This is a genomic window from Butyricimonas sp. DFI.6.44 (assembly GCF_022132345.1).
GTDB classification, from domain to species: Bacteria; Bacteroidota; Bacteroidia; order Bacteroidales; family Marinifilaceae; genus Butyricimonas; species Butyricimonas muris.
In genome coordinates, this window is sequence record NZ_JAKNJD010000007.1 from 229036 (window position 1) to 245097 (window position 16062).

Sequence of the window (16062 nt, forward strand, 5' to 3'; positions counted from 1 at the left end):
GTTACTTGTCATTTAGCAGTCCCATCGATTCTTTTATCATGTTTATTGCTTGCTCGTTGAATGCTTCCCGGTAAGCAAGTCTCAAGCGCAAATGGGTGTCATTATAAATCCGACCGAACACGATCCGATTGTAAAGATGTAAACCTTTTTTTCGGGTTGCCACCCAAGGCATGTCGATAAAACGCAGGTACTTCACGTACCGCATGGTAAGCCGAGTTCCTTCACCCAGTTGGGTTACAGAAAAATGTCCCCGCAAACTTTCACGTAATTCTCCGGAGTCATCATTCAACCCCCAATCATCCGCAGCCTCCATCTGCAACCCCTTGATTACCTCGGCTTCCTCCGCAAGAATTTTATCGACAAATTTCGGTTTTACATACTTCTTTATTCCCATTTTCTATACATTTTAAGCTAATGTATTTCCAAGAAAACGGGATAGAAAGGACAAAAAAGCCCGCCACTTTCATGGCGGGTTACAAAGTCTAATTTTAGGTTTACGATTCGGATATCCCGAATTTATCTTGTAGTGCAGCATTAATAGCCTGCCGACGTTGTTCCGCTGTAAATGCCTCGTAGGAATCTTTATCCATCCCAGCTCGTTCCAGTAACTCGGACTGCAATTTGAAATCTGCAGTAGTCATTCCAGTTTCATAAGCATTATACTCGTCTGATCCGGGAGTACGCATTGCAAGGGTTACCCGAAGAATCTCGTCATTTGATAGCCGGGGACGCAATAAAGCGATTATCTGCGTAAGCGAGTAGCGCAACTCCCCACAACGAGTGATAATCTCGAGTGGAGTCATTTTATTTAGATCAGTCTCTCTTTTTTCTACCGAATCTTCTTTCTTTTTATTCTTTTCCATTTCTTGTAGCTGTTTCGTCATACATCAATTCTTTCAAGGCATCCTCTATATATTGCACATAACCGAGGTATCCCAACAATTCATTCGAATCAACATCACGTCCTTGTAAGCTAATAAAAAAACGCTTCATCTCGGCTATATTGCCCAGCATCATGTGCAAGTCTTCGTTATTATTCGCCTGCAGACAACCAAGATAATGGGCAACACGTGCGGTAATCACGGCATTATCAACCTTCACGTTTTCAAAAGGCTTACACATGACTCACCTCCTTTTCGGCAAAGTGATATTCCATTTGCATTCGTGACAATTCAGCCCGAGCCTTTGCCCATACCTTGCGATAGGCTTCGACATTCTTAGAAGCCAAATTTTGCAAGAATAATTCTTTGTAATAATTTACTTTCTCCTCTTGTTTCTTTATCCCATGGAGAGTTGGGACTTCCGCCACCGTAGATGCGGGATTGACTTTTCCTGTTAGCATAATAGAAAATCTTGTGATAAAAAAAGAAGGCGGTCACCGCTAACAGTTTCAACATAAGCTGAAAAGTCTCGGGACTCACACCCGTATGCCGCCTTTTTATTTTTGAATAAAATCTTTGCACGAATACTTATATTAAAACTGTTAGCACTGCAAAGATAAGAAAAGAACCGGAATCTATGGCAATCTGCCTCTAAATTTGCTCCATTTTTCACGAAAAAAGCCCACCACAAGAATGGTAGGCTTTCCCTCTAAAGTTGTAAAAGTTTCAGAGATGCTCCATGACGAGAGCTATTCCTTTATATATCTCAGACATACACACTATAATAAAAAGAACGACCTGCCTATTTAGGCATTGTTTCGCAACAATTAAGCCCAGCAGGTTCTACATCACGAATGTAGTACAATTTTGTTTATGCTCCAAATGCTTGTAGAAAAAATACTCCAATTAAGCAATAAAATAAGGTAGAACAAAAAAGCCCGCCATTCTCGTGGCGGGTTTTCTCTAAAATTGTGAAGTTTCAGAGATGCTCAATAACCAGAGCTGTACGTTTAATGTTACCGCTTAAATCAAGTAACGCATTCAATAATATTTTCTCTTCACTCATTCCCACTTCTTATTATTTAGATTGTACATTCCATTCTCCCGTTTCCGTGCTTCTCCATGTACAACTACACCTCAAAAACGGGACTTATTTACCTCGTTTTTCTGGACTATTTTTTGTTTCGTTTGATTTTACAAAAATCGAAGCCACCGATATTAACGTTCCCGCTCCAAGAACTCCAGCAAACCACGGCTTATCCAAGTACAACGCATAAGCAGTGAGAGCTACCATCACAACTATAGCGAAAAAAGCAAAAAACATTCCCCACCAATTCATTCTTCCTTCCTGCCGATTAGCCCTACGCACAAGATTAATTTTACACTCGTCTATCTTGTGACGATGCTCCTGTTCTTTCACCGAAGCATTAATTAAATAATCGACAATACGAGGATCAATTTCTTTATAAGCCGCTAATTCTTGAGGAGAAGGCAAACAATTATCATCAACAATATAAGTCTGTTCTAATTGCTTACCAACACCATTACCCGTTGCTACTTGTGTTTCACGTTGTTTAATCTCCTGCTTACCCATTAAAAACTACTTTATCAAAAGCTCGTCGAACATCACTCTCAACATTTCTACGATCTTCCATTAATCTTCCTTTATCATTCACCCGACCTTTCCCCATATCAGAAACATCTTGGCGAATCTCAGACATCATCTCAGAGTCTTGTTTATAGCATCCACTAGAAGCAGCCCTAAAGACACGAATGCCATTCAAAAAGAACTCTACTACTTCTTTTAATATGCTCATAATGTTACCTCCTTTATTTGATTATCGATGCAAATATAGTGATTAATACGAAATAACTTACACTTAGTTTGGTTTTAAGTATTTTTTTTATTATAGCTAAACAAATAACATGCCACAGATATTCATATAAACGCACATGATTTTCAGCCCTAAAACAGTTAAATTCTAGTTTCTCACAAGCTACTTCGATTGTAGATTTTTTCAACCATTGTCAATAGAGCCACACGCCTCGACAGTGTCAGATTATCAATCAACCCCAGTTCTTTCAGGACAGCAAGTAGATACGGCATATTATCCCGGATATCTTTCCGGGGTACCCCGTCGCAGAAATTAAAAAGCATGGCGGCTAACCCGGCAGGTATAGCAGCATTAGCAGAAGCAAATATATAGCAAACGTCTTGGATATAACACACGTAGAAATACAACATAGAATTGCAAGCAATCCGGTTCTCCGGCACTTGAAATGCCACGGGCATTGCAGGTAAAGATTCTCCCAGTTCCACCAAGTAATTATAGCGATCCGCCCATTCCGGTAGCAACAAGAAAGTCTCTTTCAAAGCGTCAATTTTCTCTTTCATATTACAGCCTGTTTACGAACAAATGAAGCCGCCCAACCGCCATGGCCGAAAAACAATGACGGGTCCAATGGCATGACTTGTACTGGCGACGTGGCAAACTCCAACACGCCACAATTTTTACTCTCTTCCTGCATATCCGTCAGGATCAACTGCATTAATTCGAGTCCCCGCTGCATTTTCATTGCCTCGTTCAACATATCGTTGTTTGCCTCGTTCAATTCGCAAGCTACCGAAACGGATAAACCAACCTCGTTGCGTGTTACCCCGTTTGCTGTCTGTACTTTTATATCTCCATACTCGATAAAAAGCATGAAGTTCCGGGAATTCTTTACCCGGTCCGATACCAGCTTGTTGTTCACGGAAACCACGAACGAATCAAAGTCCGAAAGGGCCTGTACTTCCGAAACGTTTAATATATCCGCTTTTACTTCCTCGTACCCGGCAAAACGGGCATTTTGAGGCTGCTTCAACATTTCTTTCCGTACCCGAATCGGGATAAAGCGAGCGAAATAAATAATCAAATCTTGAATTATCGTTGTACTTATCATGACAGTTGTTCAATTACAGCGTAAGATAATTTTGTAGCCTTGGCGATATCCTCCAGTGTCGCCCCTCCACCTCGGGCATCCGAGATCATTTTTTTCAACGCCTTCACCTGCATATCAAAATAATCAACAACCGATACCCGCTCCATTTCGGCGGTCGTACCGAAACCGACAAGCGAAAGGGACATGATCGTTTCAGTCATACCAAGGTTGATTTTTTCATTTTGCTCCCCGGTACCGGAAAACAACACCCGATAAATAGCGTGTTCGGTGAAGTATCGCACGATCCCGGTAAACCATATCATCACGGCGTAACGAACCGGGTAAGATACTCTCTCGAAATGCTTGTAGTGTCGTGATGAAATATTGCGGCCATGCAGCGAGTACCGGGGATAAAGAATCGCACACAACGCATTCAAGCATTCTTCCGAATGACTTTCCGCGAATGCTTTCACGATATCGAAGGCATCCGAGAACTCCCGTGCCGTGATATTCGTCCGGATAATAATCCCCACGTCAAACTGTTTTCCGGCATATCTACGTAATCGAGGACGGATCCAAGGAATCGGGTTACGATTGAAACAATTATTCACTTCCCAACCGTCACGCCCTTCTCGCAACGGGAATTTAATTTGTTCCGAGAGTATGACCAAGTTCGAATTAATTATCTCCCGCCGCTCGGCAATTGCCGACAAGTCGGGGAAATGGATACGTCGCCATTCCCCGAGCAATGTCAGCATCGCACGAAATCTAAAACGGCCAAATAAAAACAGAAGAAAATATTTTACGGATACACAACATAACTTTAGCCGGAACTTTAATACCTGCCATCTGTGTATTCTAGCATCCGACCCCGGTTTGTACCCCGTGTATAACAGTAACAAGGCTAACCTGAACTCATTAATCTTTATTTTCCGCCCAAGCAATTCAAGTAATTTCACGATAGTAAGAATAAATTGTTTCGTGCTTAAGTCTTCCCATGCTGACGGCAAAACAATCTTTTTACGTTTCCCTTGTATCTCTATCATACCACCATAAATTTATCATCCCCGGTAACTGGGAATGGGTTATCGTATATATTACTTTCTGATTTCCTGCCGTTCGAGATCGCCAAATCCAGATCATTCCAGTACCGGATTGCCTGTTCCTCGAATTGCCGGGACACGGATTCCCGGATATGTGTTTCAGCTTTATCCTTGTTGGTTTTACTCTGCTCGTTATCAATATCTTTCCGGACACTCTCCGGGAGATCAGCATAAGCGAGGCGTTTACAGGCCAACGCCATGACAGAGTACACTACTGCCCGGGAAACCTTATCTCGCAATCTTTCATCCACGACCTCTCCAAACCGGGGTTCCACGCTATCCATCCACACTTCACGGATAATCCATCGTACTCGGATCATGAAATAAAGATTGTTGATTCCCAACCATCGATTGAAATCTTGCACCGATATCGGCAACTCGTCCAGTTCCTGCTTTTGCCCCGAATCGGTCCACTCTTTAAAATTTTCCGGATCACGATTCAACACACCGATCAATTTACCCATCCAGAACCAAGCCGTGTTGATCAGGTTATTCGCCAGTTCGTCTTGTTGATACTTGTAAATGGTGGTTTCATCATTATTTTTCTTCGTGGTGATCCCATCATTACCGATCCGAACGATCAAATAAATTAATTGCTCGTAGAGAGCCCAATGCAACAAGGAGCGTTGCAAAAATTCTAAAGCCTCGACATCCGGATCCGGGTATGCCTGCACGATTTTCGAGTAGGTTTGTTCCCCGATAGTGTCAGCTACCAAGTGAGCTGCTTTCAACAACCCACTCTCGATATTATCAAACTCTAGTGTCGTGTTTATACCCGATATCCGGGATTTTGCTTCATCTGCAAAATTATCTCTTGAAAATGGTATTTGTATCATAGTCCAGACTTTTATTTACCTACCACATTTTCCTGACGGTCTGCAGGAGTTGTTTCTTGCTGCTTGCTCGGTATATCAATCCGGAACCCGAGTCGAATATTCTCTTTCACGGCATACGGGAAATTATACCGGATTGCCCTGTTGATATCTTGTGTCACGTAAAATTCCGCTATCACCAAGGCATTCGCATAGATCAAATAGTTATAATAAACATCGGAACCGGACTTCGATAGAACCCCGTCATTTTCCACGTTCGTGATCGAGGCATTAATACCTTTACCGGCAAGGATCACCTGATCCGCTCGCTTGTCATAACTAATCACCGCTTCCATGTACTCTTTAAACGAGCCGGGAAAATCCTTGAACTCCCACCCGTCTTCTCCCCATTTAGTCGATGCCCATAGTTTCCCTTGGTTTTCCCCTTCACCGGAAAGAAATTTCGTGATCTGCCGGAGTTGGTAATTAATCAATTGCTCCATCATCCCCTCGTGGAACTCCACCGGATTCCCGCTTTCATCTGTCAACTTCACGCCTTTGTAGTAAGTCGAACGAGCAGTCCCGTTTATCATGTTATCTCGACAAATGTTTTCAAGAACGCCTTTCTCGTGTTGGTACCAAGAACCGGGAATAATAACATGCACATGGGCATTCAATGCGTTACGCAGGTATGAATTTATATACCGGGGAGTAAGGTTCGATCCCTTGATCCACTCTTGGAGTCCTTTAAACCATCGGCAAAAGGGATAGATTGATTTCCCGAACGTTTTATCTTTTACCCAGCTAATTGCGGTTGGGTATGCAAAAGGATTCGCCGGATCGAAGCGATGGTATATCTCAAACTCCGAAGCCGGAGCCATCCAGTCCCCGAGAATCACGTATTGACAGTCGGCATCACTTAACTGCCGATTGACGGGAATCTGTTTATTTGTCGCGAATCTCGCACGATCGCTACATTGATACGAAAGTGCTCGCACGGGTATCGAACCCGATACCCGACGAGACACGTTGAAATGATATTGAGTGATGCAGCAATTGGTGTGATAAAAATCTTCAATCAAGTTTATCAGGTAGTCCCAGAAATGCCCGTACCCGTTAGCTTCCCAAGATTCAAGCCAAGACATAATCTTTTCGTCTTCGACCGGAACCCGAACCTGCTTTTTATTTTTTCCCTCTCCTTCCGTGATCGTCGTGTAAAGATACGGTCCTCGACCAAATAAGAATTCTACTTGCTTTTGGAGTATTTCCGGGAGTAGCTTGTTGTCGGAAACCGTGTTATACACTTCTTGGGGATACAAGTTATGGCCTTCTCCCCAGATCGGGACGGTAAACCCTTGTAGTTGCATTGTCCGGTTCTCGTTCAGATAACGAGCGTATAGGTTGTGATACTCACTATTCGACATCCCATCCCGAGAGATCGCACCTTGTACTTCAAAGGTCACTACATTCCCGTTAGACGTGTAGAATCCAGAATCACCGTTCATTTCAAATTTATCCATAACCTTAATCAATAAACCAATCTACTTTTAATAACTCGTATCGAGGGGGAAAAGCAACAAAACGAAGCAATTTTTTCCAACACATCCGGGGTTCGTCTGTATCCGATATCACGTAAGTCAAGTAGTGATCCGGATCCACCTTCGTCACTTTCTCCGGCATAGCCGGACGTAACCGACAATGTTCAACCTTTCGGAGTTCCCCTCCAACACCAGTTTTCCGGTTGCAAGTGAAGTGGATCAGCGTGAAGGTCTCGTCCTTCATCTTCGAGATTAACCTCATTCGGCGTATCGCTTCCGCCCCTGATATGACTTGTCGTGTTCCCATAGCTCGAATTTAAATCCGCTTAAAGGGAGAGGAAAGGACAAAAAAATCCCCGACCTGTAAAGCCGGGGATAGTTGTTGATTATCAAACAGAGCTCATTGAGCAAAGTTTACCGATAGCAATTCATTCGCGTATATTTTTAACCCATCAAGGATTCGTTGTTTTACTTTTGCCCCCGGACGCTTAATCCCAAGAACATACTGTCTCATCAGGCTCTCGTTTATACCCGCGATACGAGCAAGAACCGTCTGATTTATAAGTCCGTTATAACTTTCTAACAAGGATGGTATATCTTCAAATTGATACACAAATCCAAAATCTCCATCCATCCACTCGGCACGTTCTTCCGGGTATAGCCCCTCAATGTGAAATTGAAGTCCCGAGCGAATATCTTTTTTCAATTTTTCAAACGTTGGACGGGAAATCACATACCCGTCAACCTCCGGCAAATGGGCTGATACTCCCTTCCCCGCTTTTTGAACAATCACCTGTAATGTTTTCATATCTCCTTTGTTTTTTAGATTACGTGGGGGTTAATCCACGTAATCTTTAAATTTTATACCTGCCTGTCTCTCCATGCTTTTCAGATTGTCTGCCGAAACATCATCTGAAAGCTTTCCGTCAACTGTTACCGTTTTCCGGATAGTCGGGTGTTTGAATTGCCGATGGCTTGTACCGTTTTGTCTGGCCTTATACCAACCGAGCGATTCTAAAATCCGAATAATCTCCCGAATCTTAAACACTCTTTTCATAGAACTCTATTTGATTAACAACAATACAAAGGTAACATTTTTCGTTACCAAAACAAACTTTTATCCCATAATTTTTGAAAAAACCCGCCACTTTCATGGCGGGTGCAAAATCTAATGTCAGGTTTACGATTCGGATATCCCGAATTTATCTTGTAGTGCGGCATTAATAGCCTGCCGACGTTGTTCCGCGGTAAATGCCTCGTAGGAATCTTTATCCATCCCGGCTCGTTCCAGCAATTCAGACTGCAACTTGAAATCTGCTGTAGTCATTCCGGTTTCATAAGCGTTATACTCGTCGGATCCGGGAGTACGCATCGCAAGAGTTACCCGAAGAATCTCATCATTCGATAGCCGAGGACGCAATAAAGCGATTATCTGCGTAAGCGAGTAGCGCAACTCCCCACAACGAGTGATAATCTCGAGTGGAGTCATTTTATTTAGATCAGTTTCTCTCTTTTCTACCGAATCTTCCGTTTTCTTATTCTTTTCCGTTTCCATTTTTTGCAGCTGTTTCGTCATACATTAATTCTTTCAAAGCATCCTCGATGTATTGCACATAACCAAGGTATCCCAATAATTCATTCGCATCAACATCACGTCCTTGTAAGCTAATAAAAAAACGTTTCATCTCGGCAATGTTGGCAAGCATCATGCATAAGTCTTCATTATTATTCGCTTGTAAGCACCCAAGATAATGCGCAACACGTGCGGTAATTACAGCATTATCAACCTTCACGTTTTCGATAGGTTTACACATGATTCACCTCCTTTCCGGCAAAGTGATATTCCATTTTCATGCGAGATAATTCAGCCCGAGCCTTTGCCCAAGTTTTACGATAGGCTTCGATATTTTTAGAAGCCAAATTTTGCAGGAATAGTTCCTTGTAGTAGTTCACTTTCTCCTCTTGTTTCAGTATCCCATGAAGAGTTGGGATTTCCGCAACCGTAGATGCGAATTCGACTTTTGTTGTTGACATTACAAAAAGTTTTATAGATAAATAAAAAAGAGGCAGTCACCGTCAACAACATCAACCAAAGCTGATAAGTCTTGGGACTCACACCCATATGCTGCCTCAATATCATTAAGATAATACTTTCCATGAATACTTTGAATTAATGTTGTTGACACTGCAAAGATAAGAAAAGTCCCTGAATTCATAGCAATTGCTATAAAAAATGATACCATTTTCACGCTAAAAATTGATGCATAGCGCAAAAATGGTATCATCTAATCTATTGGGAGCAATTACATCTTATAAATCTCAGCCCAATATTTATGAGTTAAAATATGAATATTTTCAATATCCTTTTGTATTTGTTGTAATTTACTTCTACCAAATCTTACTTTCCCCTCTTCAACAATCAGAAAATTCAGAGATTCCCTATCACCACTAATAGATGTCATATCATTTCTTGTTTTCTTGATTGTTGCAAAAAGTTTTTCATGCTCTTCTCCGATTTTACCTTTCAAAGCTTGAGATAATTCTCTTACATTACTCAATATTACCATAAGCTGTTTGCACAAAGGAGGAATATCATCATATATATCCTTTCTCTCATGGGCAAATTCCTTTAATTCTGAACACACGGGAAGAATTTCTTTCAGCATACTTGCAATTATTTCATTATCTGTACGCCGATTCGTTACATTCCATTCAACCTTACGCACAACATATATTGCTAACCATATTGTTAAACAAGAAGAAAACAATAAAACAATTACATCAAAAATTGACACAGTATAATCAAATTTCATTGATGGGATCAATGCTAAAACCATCAATACTATACATGCAAAATTAATAATAACATTAATGATATCACTATTTCTTATTCTTATTTGCTTCTTCTTGTGCATCTTTCATATATTGATCAATATCCTCAATCAAATAATCCTCTTCTTCCGATATTATTTTTACATGGGAAGATATTTGATTATAAGTCAAACCATTTTCCCTAATTAATCCTCCAAATGCTTCTTCCAAAAATGAAGTACCATACCCTGCAACTCCATCCAAAATAATCTCTAATTGAAAATTTTGCTCGATGGCATCCTTCACACGAGGATATAATATTTCTTTCCTGAATTTTTCTCCAGAATTTTCACCTTCTCTTACATATCTTGGTCCCGTTTTAAAACTGAAATCCTCAAGAACGCTTAAACTCTCTTTTTTCATGCACTATATTATTTCCTGTTAATTCCCAGTACAAAAATGTACCATTTAAAGAACAATTCAAAGTTTTATAATCATTATTTGCTACATCTGCAAAACTATCATTTGTAATTACGTGTAAATTAGAAATTAAGTTTCGGTCTAATGTTTCTTTCATTCCAGGAAGTCCTTTACCTCGATAACTTGTATTCATGGATGTCATGTGCAATTTGCCTTCCAATATCAAACGTAAATCCTCTGCATTATTTTTATACCCAAAAAATTCATGTAATATATCTAATCCTTTAAAAAACTTCGCACCTTCTTTTTTCGTCTTTAGGCTAGTAAAAATTCCAACGCCATAATCAAAAAAAGAAAAACAGGCTTTATTATCGATATAATTCACTGTTAACCACCAATGATGATATCCCTCCTGATCTGTTGAGGCATGCGTATGAGTGTTTTGCATTAATTCCATTAATATCTTATACACTCCTTTTGAAAGCTTTTTTGTCCCCCATATTCGTTTTGTCGCAAAATCGATAACTTCTTGCGCTTTATCTCCACTAGTTTTCTTGCCTGATTCTCTAATAAAATTATTCGAAGATTGTTTAAATGGAAATCTTGCCCCTCGAAACAAGTGATGAAAGAATCCTGAAGAATGTATTTTATTCCTACATTCTCGATCCAAAGGTTTATTCCCTTCAAAATCGATCCCTCTATTTTTAAATAAATTCATCACAGCAAGCAATAGAACAATTGCATTATGCTCTATTACTCGTACATTTGTCAGATGCACAAATGTACTTTTCTTTTGTTTTAAATTAGAGTTCAATTTATTTATAAATGCAATTACTCCTTCAGGATTTTTTATCAAAGAAAAAACCTCTGGAGCATGCACTTCACTATCATATTCAGAACAACAGATCTTCTTATTTTTCTTAAAAAAGACTCGTTCTTTTTTCAAAGCATGTCTTTTAAAAAAACGTGGAGCTCTAATTTCATGTTCGATCTCGGAAACCGATTTTCTTTTCAAGCGTCGTCGAATCTTTCTCTTTCGCTTCAATATCTTTTTTATTAAAACTCTCTGTCTATATTTATCAATTAAAATCATACAATTATATTATACATAGAATCACAATTACAACAATATCATTTCATTTTAACCATCATCCCTGTCACTTCCCAACTACCAAGTGTTGAATCATAGGAATATTTCAAATTAATAATTGCATTTGCTCCTTTTGAGTGGGCTTCATTATACATCATTTCCAACGCCTCTTCTAAAGAAGCATCAATGAATTTTCCCTTTTTGATAACAATATCTTGGCCATAGACAGGATCACCTCCCTCTTTCTTCGTAACACTTACCTCTTTCCCCGACTCTAAATAAACACTCACTAATCCTATCGGGTCATACTCCTGATTCACCAAATTTGCTTCAGTAATGAAAAATCCCAACTTGGTGTACTTTGTCAAATCTAAAGTAATCACACGTGTCATCCTTTGCGTTGGAATACATCCTACCAACAAAACACTCAGCAATAATCCACACAACATTTTTTTCATAAACTTCGTATTTATATATCTTTTACAAAGATAATCGTTTACTAGTTCCAAACAAATGTCTAATCAAAATATACAAAAAAAGAGGCTATAAAAGCCTCTTTAAGTAAATCAATATAATTTCAATATTATACAATCATCACATATCCAAAATCAATTAACGCTATCATAAAATACTCTGGCGTATCTAACGGGATAACTTTTCCCGTCTGAATTTTAAACCTCTCTGCAAAGGCTTTCATATACTCATCATCCGTCAAATGACTATCAAACTTACTTCCCTCCCGTAACCTTGTTACAAATTCTTGTGGAGAAGAGGCTTTGATTAAGCCTCCATCCTTTAGTCTATATTCCTTTTCCATTATCTCAATTTATTAGTTCTATTTTTATAATACGTTACAATCTCATCACTATTAAATTCTTTAAGTCCCTCAAGGGAAGCATCCGCCACCAAGTTGTTTTTCGAATAATCAATCAAATTATTCAAGAACCGTACCCAAGTTCCGATCTTTACAAATTCAACCGTTCCGCTGTGTTGTCTAAATTCGCAAGTATTATGGCGGCTATAAGATAGAGGATTAATTTTATAATATCTGCTATCCCAAAATATCCGTGCGATATCTTCAAGCGTTTCCGCCTCGTCAATCGAAGATTCAAAGTTAGTAAAATCTCTGAATCCCCTGCAGTACATATTATTTCTGCGGCTCAATGGCATAAAACCGTCGATCACGTCTTCAAGGCGAGCATAGTTTTTATAAATATTTTTCCATGTATTCAAGTCCATCCCCGTGGCATCCATGTGAACGTGTGTCCCGCAGCTTCTATTTACTTTCGCATGGCATTCTTCCAATACTTTACAAACCCTCTCAAGTTCTATCAACCCCGCTTCTCCTTGTAAAATCGGACTTACAAGTTCAAAAGTATAATTTCCGGATAAAGAAGCGTCTGAAACAATTTTCCAATGCGCTCTAGTAGTATGATTATATCTTTCCATTTCACAATTAATCCCCGCATTTTTTAAAGCGTTTTTCAATGTATATTTATCCACGTTGTAGGCTTCAAATTCAACCCCAAATCTACGTGTAAAAGCCGCTACCGTTATTATCGTGCTTAGATTGTTCAATAATCCTTGCGCTCTCATTTTCGCGTACACGTTTTGAACAAAACCGTAATTCCCGTTTGTTACAAGTTGGGCGATTTGAGTACGGGTTAATCCAAGTCTGATTAATTGTTGGATTTTGCTTGTTTTAGTTGTTTGCTGCCCGAGGATGTTTTCTATTTGTGCGTTCATATCTTATTGATTTACTGTCATTTATTGTACAGCAAAGTAGCAATTTCTTTCCCGGACACGCAAGTTATTCGCCACAATAATACACAGATAATCAACCATTTAAATGTATTTATCTTTCGGTATCAACTACCAGAATAAGTACCAGAATACCCCATATTTCCTCCGGAATCTTCAGGAAGCAAGTGTTTATATTCTCCCCATAACAAATAGAGAAAAGCCGTTGCAATTTGAGTTGAATAATACGCCTGATCCTTATACTCTAATTCCTTCTCTGAAGATTTGTCTAACTGAACTCGTCCATCAGTTCGTTTGAGCGGGGAATGATTTATACTACTTATCAAAGCATCGCACTCGTTTCTATCAATTAAAATATTATCTCTGCGCCCATCCGGCTTACTGAATAAGATATTCAAGAGGCGATAATGTTGGTGATGATATATGGTTGATTGATTCAGCGACATTAGCTTTACGCTCCATCCCCGTTTAACAAGAGCTTTCTGCAGAAGAATTGCATCCGTATCGTTCAGATCCGTCGCTAGAGGATAATACTTCCGGTAATGGGGATCATTCTGATTCGCCGCCCGGTCATAGTGCAAAAATATTTCCTTTCGCCGATGATACTTGAAAAACGTATCGATCTTCTCTGCCACTTCCTCGTGTTGCTCCGGATGGATCACCCAAAAGTTCTTTATCGCCCGGAAGGTAGAAGGTCGTCCATGCTGTCTCTGTCCAAAAACAATCGACATAAACGGTCCCGGATCAAAGCCCGCATACAAAGGCATATTGGAATTGCAATATTTCAAATTACGACTCGATTCCTCAAGCTGCATATCCGCCGAAAAAGTATCAATGAGATTATACACGTAACTGTCATCAAAAACATGTTCCTTACCAAACTTCCCGAAAAACATATCCTTCACCTTCTGCTTCCGCACGGAGAATATGGATGTATTAAGTTTGTCCTCGTCTTTGATTGACTTCACCTGATTGATAATATAATCTATACCCAGAATTTTAAGGTTAGAAAAGGAAGATGCTCGAAGATAATAGGTTTCTCCCTTCCGAAAAGAATTAATTCGAGAACCCCACCTTTCTACAAATCTCGTGAGCTGTTTTATTGCATCTTCGTTAAATTCTTTCTTGGCAATCTCAAGTTCGGCCAAACGGATATCCAACTCGTATGCCATTTCTTGGATACAGGCAATCAAATCCCAGTCCACGTCTTTTTCATACTTCGTCCACCAATCTTCATCCGTTTCGAAGTTCGGGGTTGAAGAAAAACCCGTGATCCCCATAAAATAATGCGAGTGTCCAAATTTTGACCGATCAGCTCGCAGCGCCGGAATAATGCGCTCGGTGAATTTATCTTCCGGGATCCGGAGCATCTCGTCAATGAAAAGGTGTGCGGCATTTTTCCCGAGCATACTTTCCGGCCGATCGCAACTCACGAACTGGATCACCGTCCCGGTATGAAAACTCACGGTGTGTCGCCAATCATCTATAAAAGTGGTACACGGTTTAAAGTGTCGTGGAGGCTCTTTCCCAACCTCGTAATAGATACCCCGGATATAATTCTCTTGAAAATACCCGATCAGTCCGGCAAGGATATTATCGAAAATTGATTTGTAAGTTGACGCTCCAAGCACGAGAACCGCCCCCGGCATAGAGTTTTGTACACGATCCACTCGAGGGGAAAGCATATGCGTGGTCTTACCGGATCCACGCCCGACTTCCCCGAACAAAAAAGTGGGATCCGCGAGTTTCATCAGGATTTGAACCACCGAAAGGTAGTTCTGGTTAAAAATGTCGGATTCTGTCTTACATTTCTTCATACTCCGTGTCTTGAATATCTAGTTCCCGCTCAACTTCCTCGATAAGTCGTTTCTTCTCGTGATCCGGAATATCCCGGGCATTAATAATCTCCTTCGCTTTCTCGTAAGCCTTCAACAGCCCTTGTTTTTTCACCCCCATACGCTCTATCTCGAGATCCGGAGAAACAAGTTGTTGCTTAAACTCTTTTAGGCGAGGATCAATTATGTTGCTTGATGCCTCTATCCGGTACTTGCGAGCCTCCTGCATACACAAACGGGCTTCCTTAAAATTGTGTGCCACCAAGTTTACATCCCGCAGCGCCATCATCTGATCGGCGAAATAATTATTCCATGCTTCCGAGGTAACGTTACAATCGCAGTTAAAGTAATTTATTGCATCGTAAATCCGCTGTCGACAGGTATGCACCGAAAGCTCTTTATATTCTTGCTGCATTTTTTTAGCACATTCCGTAATAGAAGCGTATTTTTTATGCAGATTAGAAGCAAAGTTTACTTGCAAAATGTATTCTGCCAAAGCCGTACCTATTCCTACTGCCTTGGCATCACGGACATCAAGGAAACGCTGTACAACAGCAAGTGGAAGTTTCTGTAATTGCTGCAAACTCATAACCCGAAGCTCTCACTTATTTTGTCGTTTATTTTATCTACCTGCATACGAATCCTCATTCTTTCGTTCGCATCCGTATCCCGGTCTTTCGTCCCCTTATCAAAAAGCACTTTATCCATCGTGTATTCGCCCGTGGTTTTTCCCTTCCAATACGCCTTGTAAACATCAGTCCCCGGTGTTTCGATATCCCGCTTTAGGACTTCAGAATCCTCCGGATCCACGAGGGAAATTATTTTCTCCACGGAATATCCAAGAACCCCGAAGCTGCTAATTTTATTCAGGAAAGACTCATCGTACATA

At 40.3% G+C, this 16062-nt stretch carries 26 protein-coding genes; all 26 read right to left on the reverse strand.

Annotated features, from left to right (window positions below; genetic code table 11):
- Window position 1 precedes the first annotated feature (1 nt).
- Entirely contained in the window at window positions 2-394 is a 393-nt protein-coding gene (locus L0M98_RS11470) for a hypothetical protein (RefSeq protein WP_227215971.1), read from the reverse strand.
- 100 nt (window positions 395-494) lie between these two features.
- Window positions 495-884 (reverse strand): hypothetical protein, encoded by a 390-nt coding sequence (locus L0M98_RS11475; protein WP_227215972.1) that lies wholly within the window; start codon window positions 882-884, stop codon window positions 495-497.
- Window positions 850-1122: a hypothetical protein gene (locus L0M98_RS11480; RefSeq protein WP_227215973.1), complete on the reverse strand. Its 273-nt coding sequence runs from the start codon at window positions 1120-1122 to the stop codon at window positions 850-852. Before L0M98_RS11480 ends, L0M98_RS11475 begins: the two co-directional genes overlap by 35 nt.
- Complete coding sequence (locus L0M98_RS11485) at window positions 1115-1342, reverse strand: hypothetical protein (RefSeq protein ID WP_227215974.1); 228 nt, start codon at window positions 1340-1342, stop codon at window positions 1115-1117. Before L0M98_RS11485 ends, L0M98_RS11480 begins: the two co-directional genes overlap by 8 nt.
- 689 nt (window positions 1343-2031) lie before the next feature.
- Window positions 2032-2475: a DUF2335 domain-containing protein gene (locus tag L0M98_RS11490; RefSeq protein ID WP_227215975.1), complete on the reverse strand. Its 444-nt coding sequence runs from the start codon at window positions 2473-2475 to the stop codon at window positions 2032-2034.
- Window positions 2468-2698 carry a hypothetical protein gene (locus L0M98_RS11495; RefSeq protein WP_227215976.1) on the reverse strand — a complete coding sequence of 77 codons (231 nt, stop codon included), beginning with the start codon at window positions 2696-2698 and terminating at the stop codon, window positions 2468-2470. Before L0M98_RS11495 ends, L0M98_RS11490 begins: the two co-directional genes overlap by 8 nt.
- Window positions 2699-2871: 173 nt before the next feature.
- Window positions 2872-3276, reverse strand: a complete 405-nt coding sequence (locus L0M98_RS11500; RefSeq protein ID WP_227215977.1) for a SufE family protein — start codon at window positions 3274-3276, stop codon at window positions 2872-2874.
- Complete coding sequence (locus L0M98_RS11505) at window positions 3273-3824, reverse strand: hypothetical protein (RefSeq protein ID WP_227215978.1); 552 nt, start codon at window positions 3822-3824, stop codon at window positions 3273-3275. The genes L0M98_RS11500 and L0M98_RS11505 overlap by 4 nt, the downstream gene beginning before the upstream one ends.
- Window positions 3821-4849, reverse strand: coding sequence for a hypothetical protein (locus L0M98_RS11510; RefSeq protein ID WP_227215979.1), 1029 nt, complete (start codon window positions 4847-4849; stop codon window positions 3821-3823). The genes L0M98_RS11505 and L0M98_RS11510 overlap by 4 nt, the downstream gene beginning before the upstream one ends.
- Window positions 4846-5742: a DUF6712 family protein gene (locus tag L0M98_RS11515; RefSeq protein ID WP_227215980.1), complete on the reverse strand. Its 897-nt coding sequence runs from the start codon at window positions 5740-5742 to the stop codon at window positions 4846-4848. Before L0M98_RS11515 ends, L0M98_RS11510 begins: the two co-directional genes overlap by 4 nt.
- 11 nt (window positions 5743-5753) lie before the next feature.
- Window positions 5754-7238 (reverse strand): hypothetical protein, encoded by a 1485-nt coding sequence (locus tag L0M98_RS11520; RefSeq protein ID WP_227215981.1) that lies wholly within the window; start codon window positions 7236-7238, stop codon window positions 5754-5756.
- Between the two features lie 4 nt (window positions 7239-7242).
- Window positions 7243-7563 (reverse strand): hypothetical protein, encoded by a 321-nt coding sequence (locus L0M98_RS11525; protein ID WP_227215982.1) that lies wholly within the window; start codon window positions 7561-7563, stop codon window positions 7243-7245.
- 93 nt (window positions 7564-7656) lie between these two features.
- Window positions 7657-8064: a hypothetical protein gene (locus L0M98_RS11530; protein WP_227215983.1), complete on the reverse strand. Its 408-nt coding sequence runs from the start codon at window positions 8062-8064 to the stop codon at window positions 7657-7659.
- 30 nt (window positions 8065-8094) lie between these two features.
- Window positions 8095-8313, reverse strand: a complete 219-nt coding sequence (locus L0M98_RS11535) for a type II toxin-antitoxin system HicA family toxin (protein WP_227215984.1) — start codon at window positions 8311-8313, stop codon at window positions 8095-8097.
- A gap of 123 nt (window positions 8314-8436) precedes the next feature.
- Entirely contained in the window at window positions 8437-8832 is a 396-nt protein-coding gene (locus tag L0M98_RS11540; RefSeq protein ID WP_227215985.1) for a hypothetical protein, read from the reverse strand.
- A complete protein-coding gene (locus L0M98_RS11545) occupies window positions 8792-9049 on the reverse strand; it encodes a hypothetical protein (RefSeq protein ID WP_227215986.1) in 258 nt (85 codons plus the stop codon). Before L0M98_RS11545 ends, L0M98_RS11540 begins: the two co-directional genes overlap by 41 nt.
- A 13-nt stretch (window positions 9050-9062) precedes the next feature.
- Complete coding sequence (locus L0M98_RS11550) at window positions 9063-9290, reverse strand: hypothetical protein (protein ID WP_227215987.1); 228 nt, start codon at window positions 9288-9290, stop codon at window positions 9063-9065.
- Window positions 9291-9559: 269 nt separating this feature from the next.
- On the reverse strand, window positions 9560-10171 hold the full coding sequence (locus L0M98_RS11555; RefSeq protein WP_227215988.1) for a hypothetical protein: 612 nt from the start codon (window positions 10169-10171) through the stop codon (window positions 9560-9562).
- A complete protein-coding gene (locus L0M98_RS11560; protein WP_227215989.1) occupies window positions 10137-10490 on the reverse strand; it encodes an STAS-like domain-containing protein in 354 nt (117 codons plus the stop codon). Before L0M98_RS11560 ends, L0M98_RS11555 begins: the two co-directional genes overlap by 35 nt.
- Complete coding sequence (locus L0M98_RS11565; protein WP_227215990.1) at window positions 10462-11580, reverse strand: hypothetical protein; 1119 nt, start codon at window positions 11578-11580, stop codon at window positions 10462-10464. The genes L0M98_RS11560 and L0M98_RS11565 overlap by 29 nt, the downstream gene beginning before the upstream one ends.
- Window positions 11581-11618: 38 nt before the next feature.
- A complete protein-coding gene (locus L0M98_RS11570; protein WP_227215992.1) occupies window positions 11619-12035 on the reverse strand; it encodes a YbjQ family protein in 417 nt (138 codons plus the stop codon).
- 125 nt (window positions 12036-12160) lie between these two features.
- Entirely contained in the window at window positions 12161-12394 is a 234-nt protein-coding gene (locus tag L0M98_RS11575; RefSeq protein WP_227215993.1) for a hypothetical protein, read from the reverse strand.
- Entirely contained in the window at window positions 12394-13323 is a 930-nt protein-coding gene (locus L0M98_RS11580) for an amidoligase family protein (RefSeq protein WP_227215995.1), read from the reverse strand. The genes L0M98_RS11575 and L0M98_RS11580 overlap by 1 nt, the downstream gene beginning before the upstream one ends.
- Before the next feature lie 122 nt (window positions 13324-13445).
- Complete coding sequence (locus L0M98_RS11585) at window positions 13446-15155, reverse strand: hypothetical protein (RefSeq protein WP_227215997.1); 1710 nt, start codon at window positions 15153-15155, stop codon at window positions 13446-13448.
- Window positions 15142-15762, reverse strand: a complete 621-nt coding sequence (locus tag L0M98_RS11590; protein ID WP_227215999.1) for a hypothetical protein — start codon at window positions 15760-15762, stop codon at window positions 15142-15144. The genes L0M98_RS11585 and L0M98_RS11590 overlap by 14 nt, the downstream gene beginning before the upstream one ends.
- Window positions 15759-16061: a hypothetical protein gene (locus tag L0M98_RS11595; protein ID WP_227216001.1), complete on the reverse strand. Its 303-nt coding sequence runs from the start codon at window positions 16059-16061 to the stop codon at window positions 15759-15761. Before L0M98_RS11595 ends, L0M98_RS11590 begins: the two co-directional genes overlap by 4 nt.
- Between the last annotated feature and the right edge of the window lies 1 nt (window position 16062).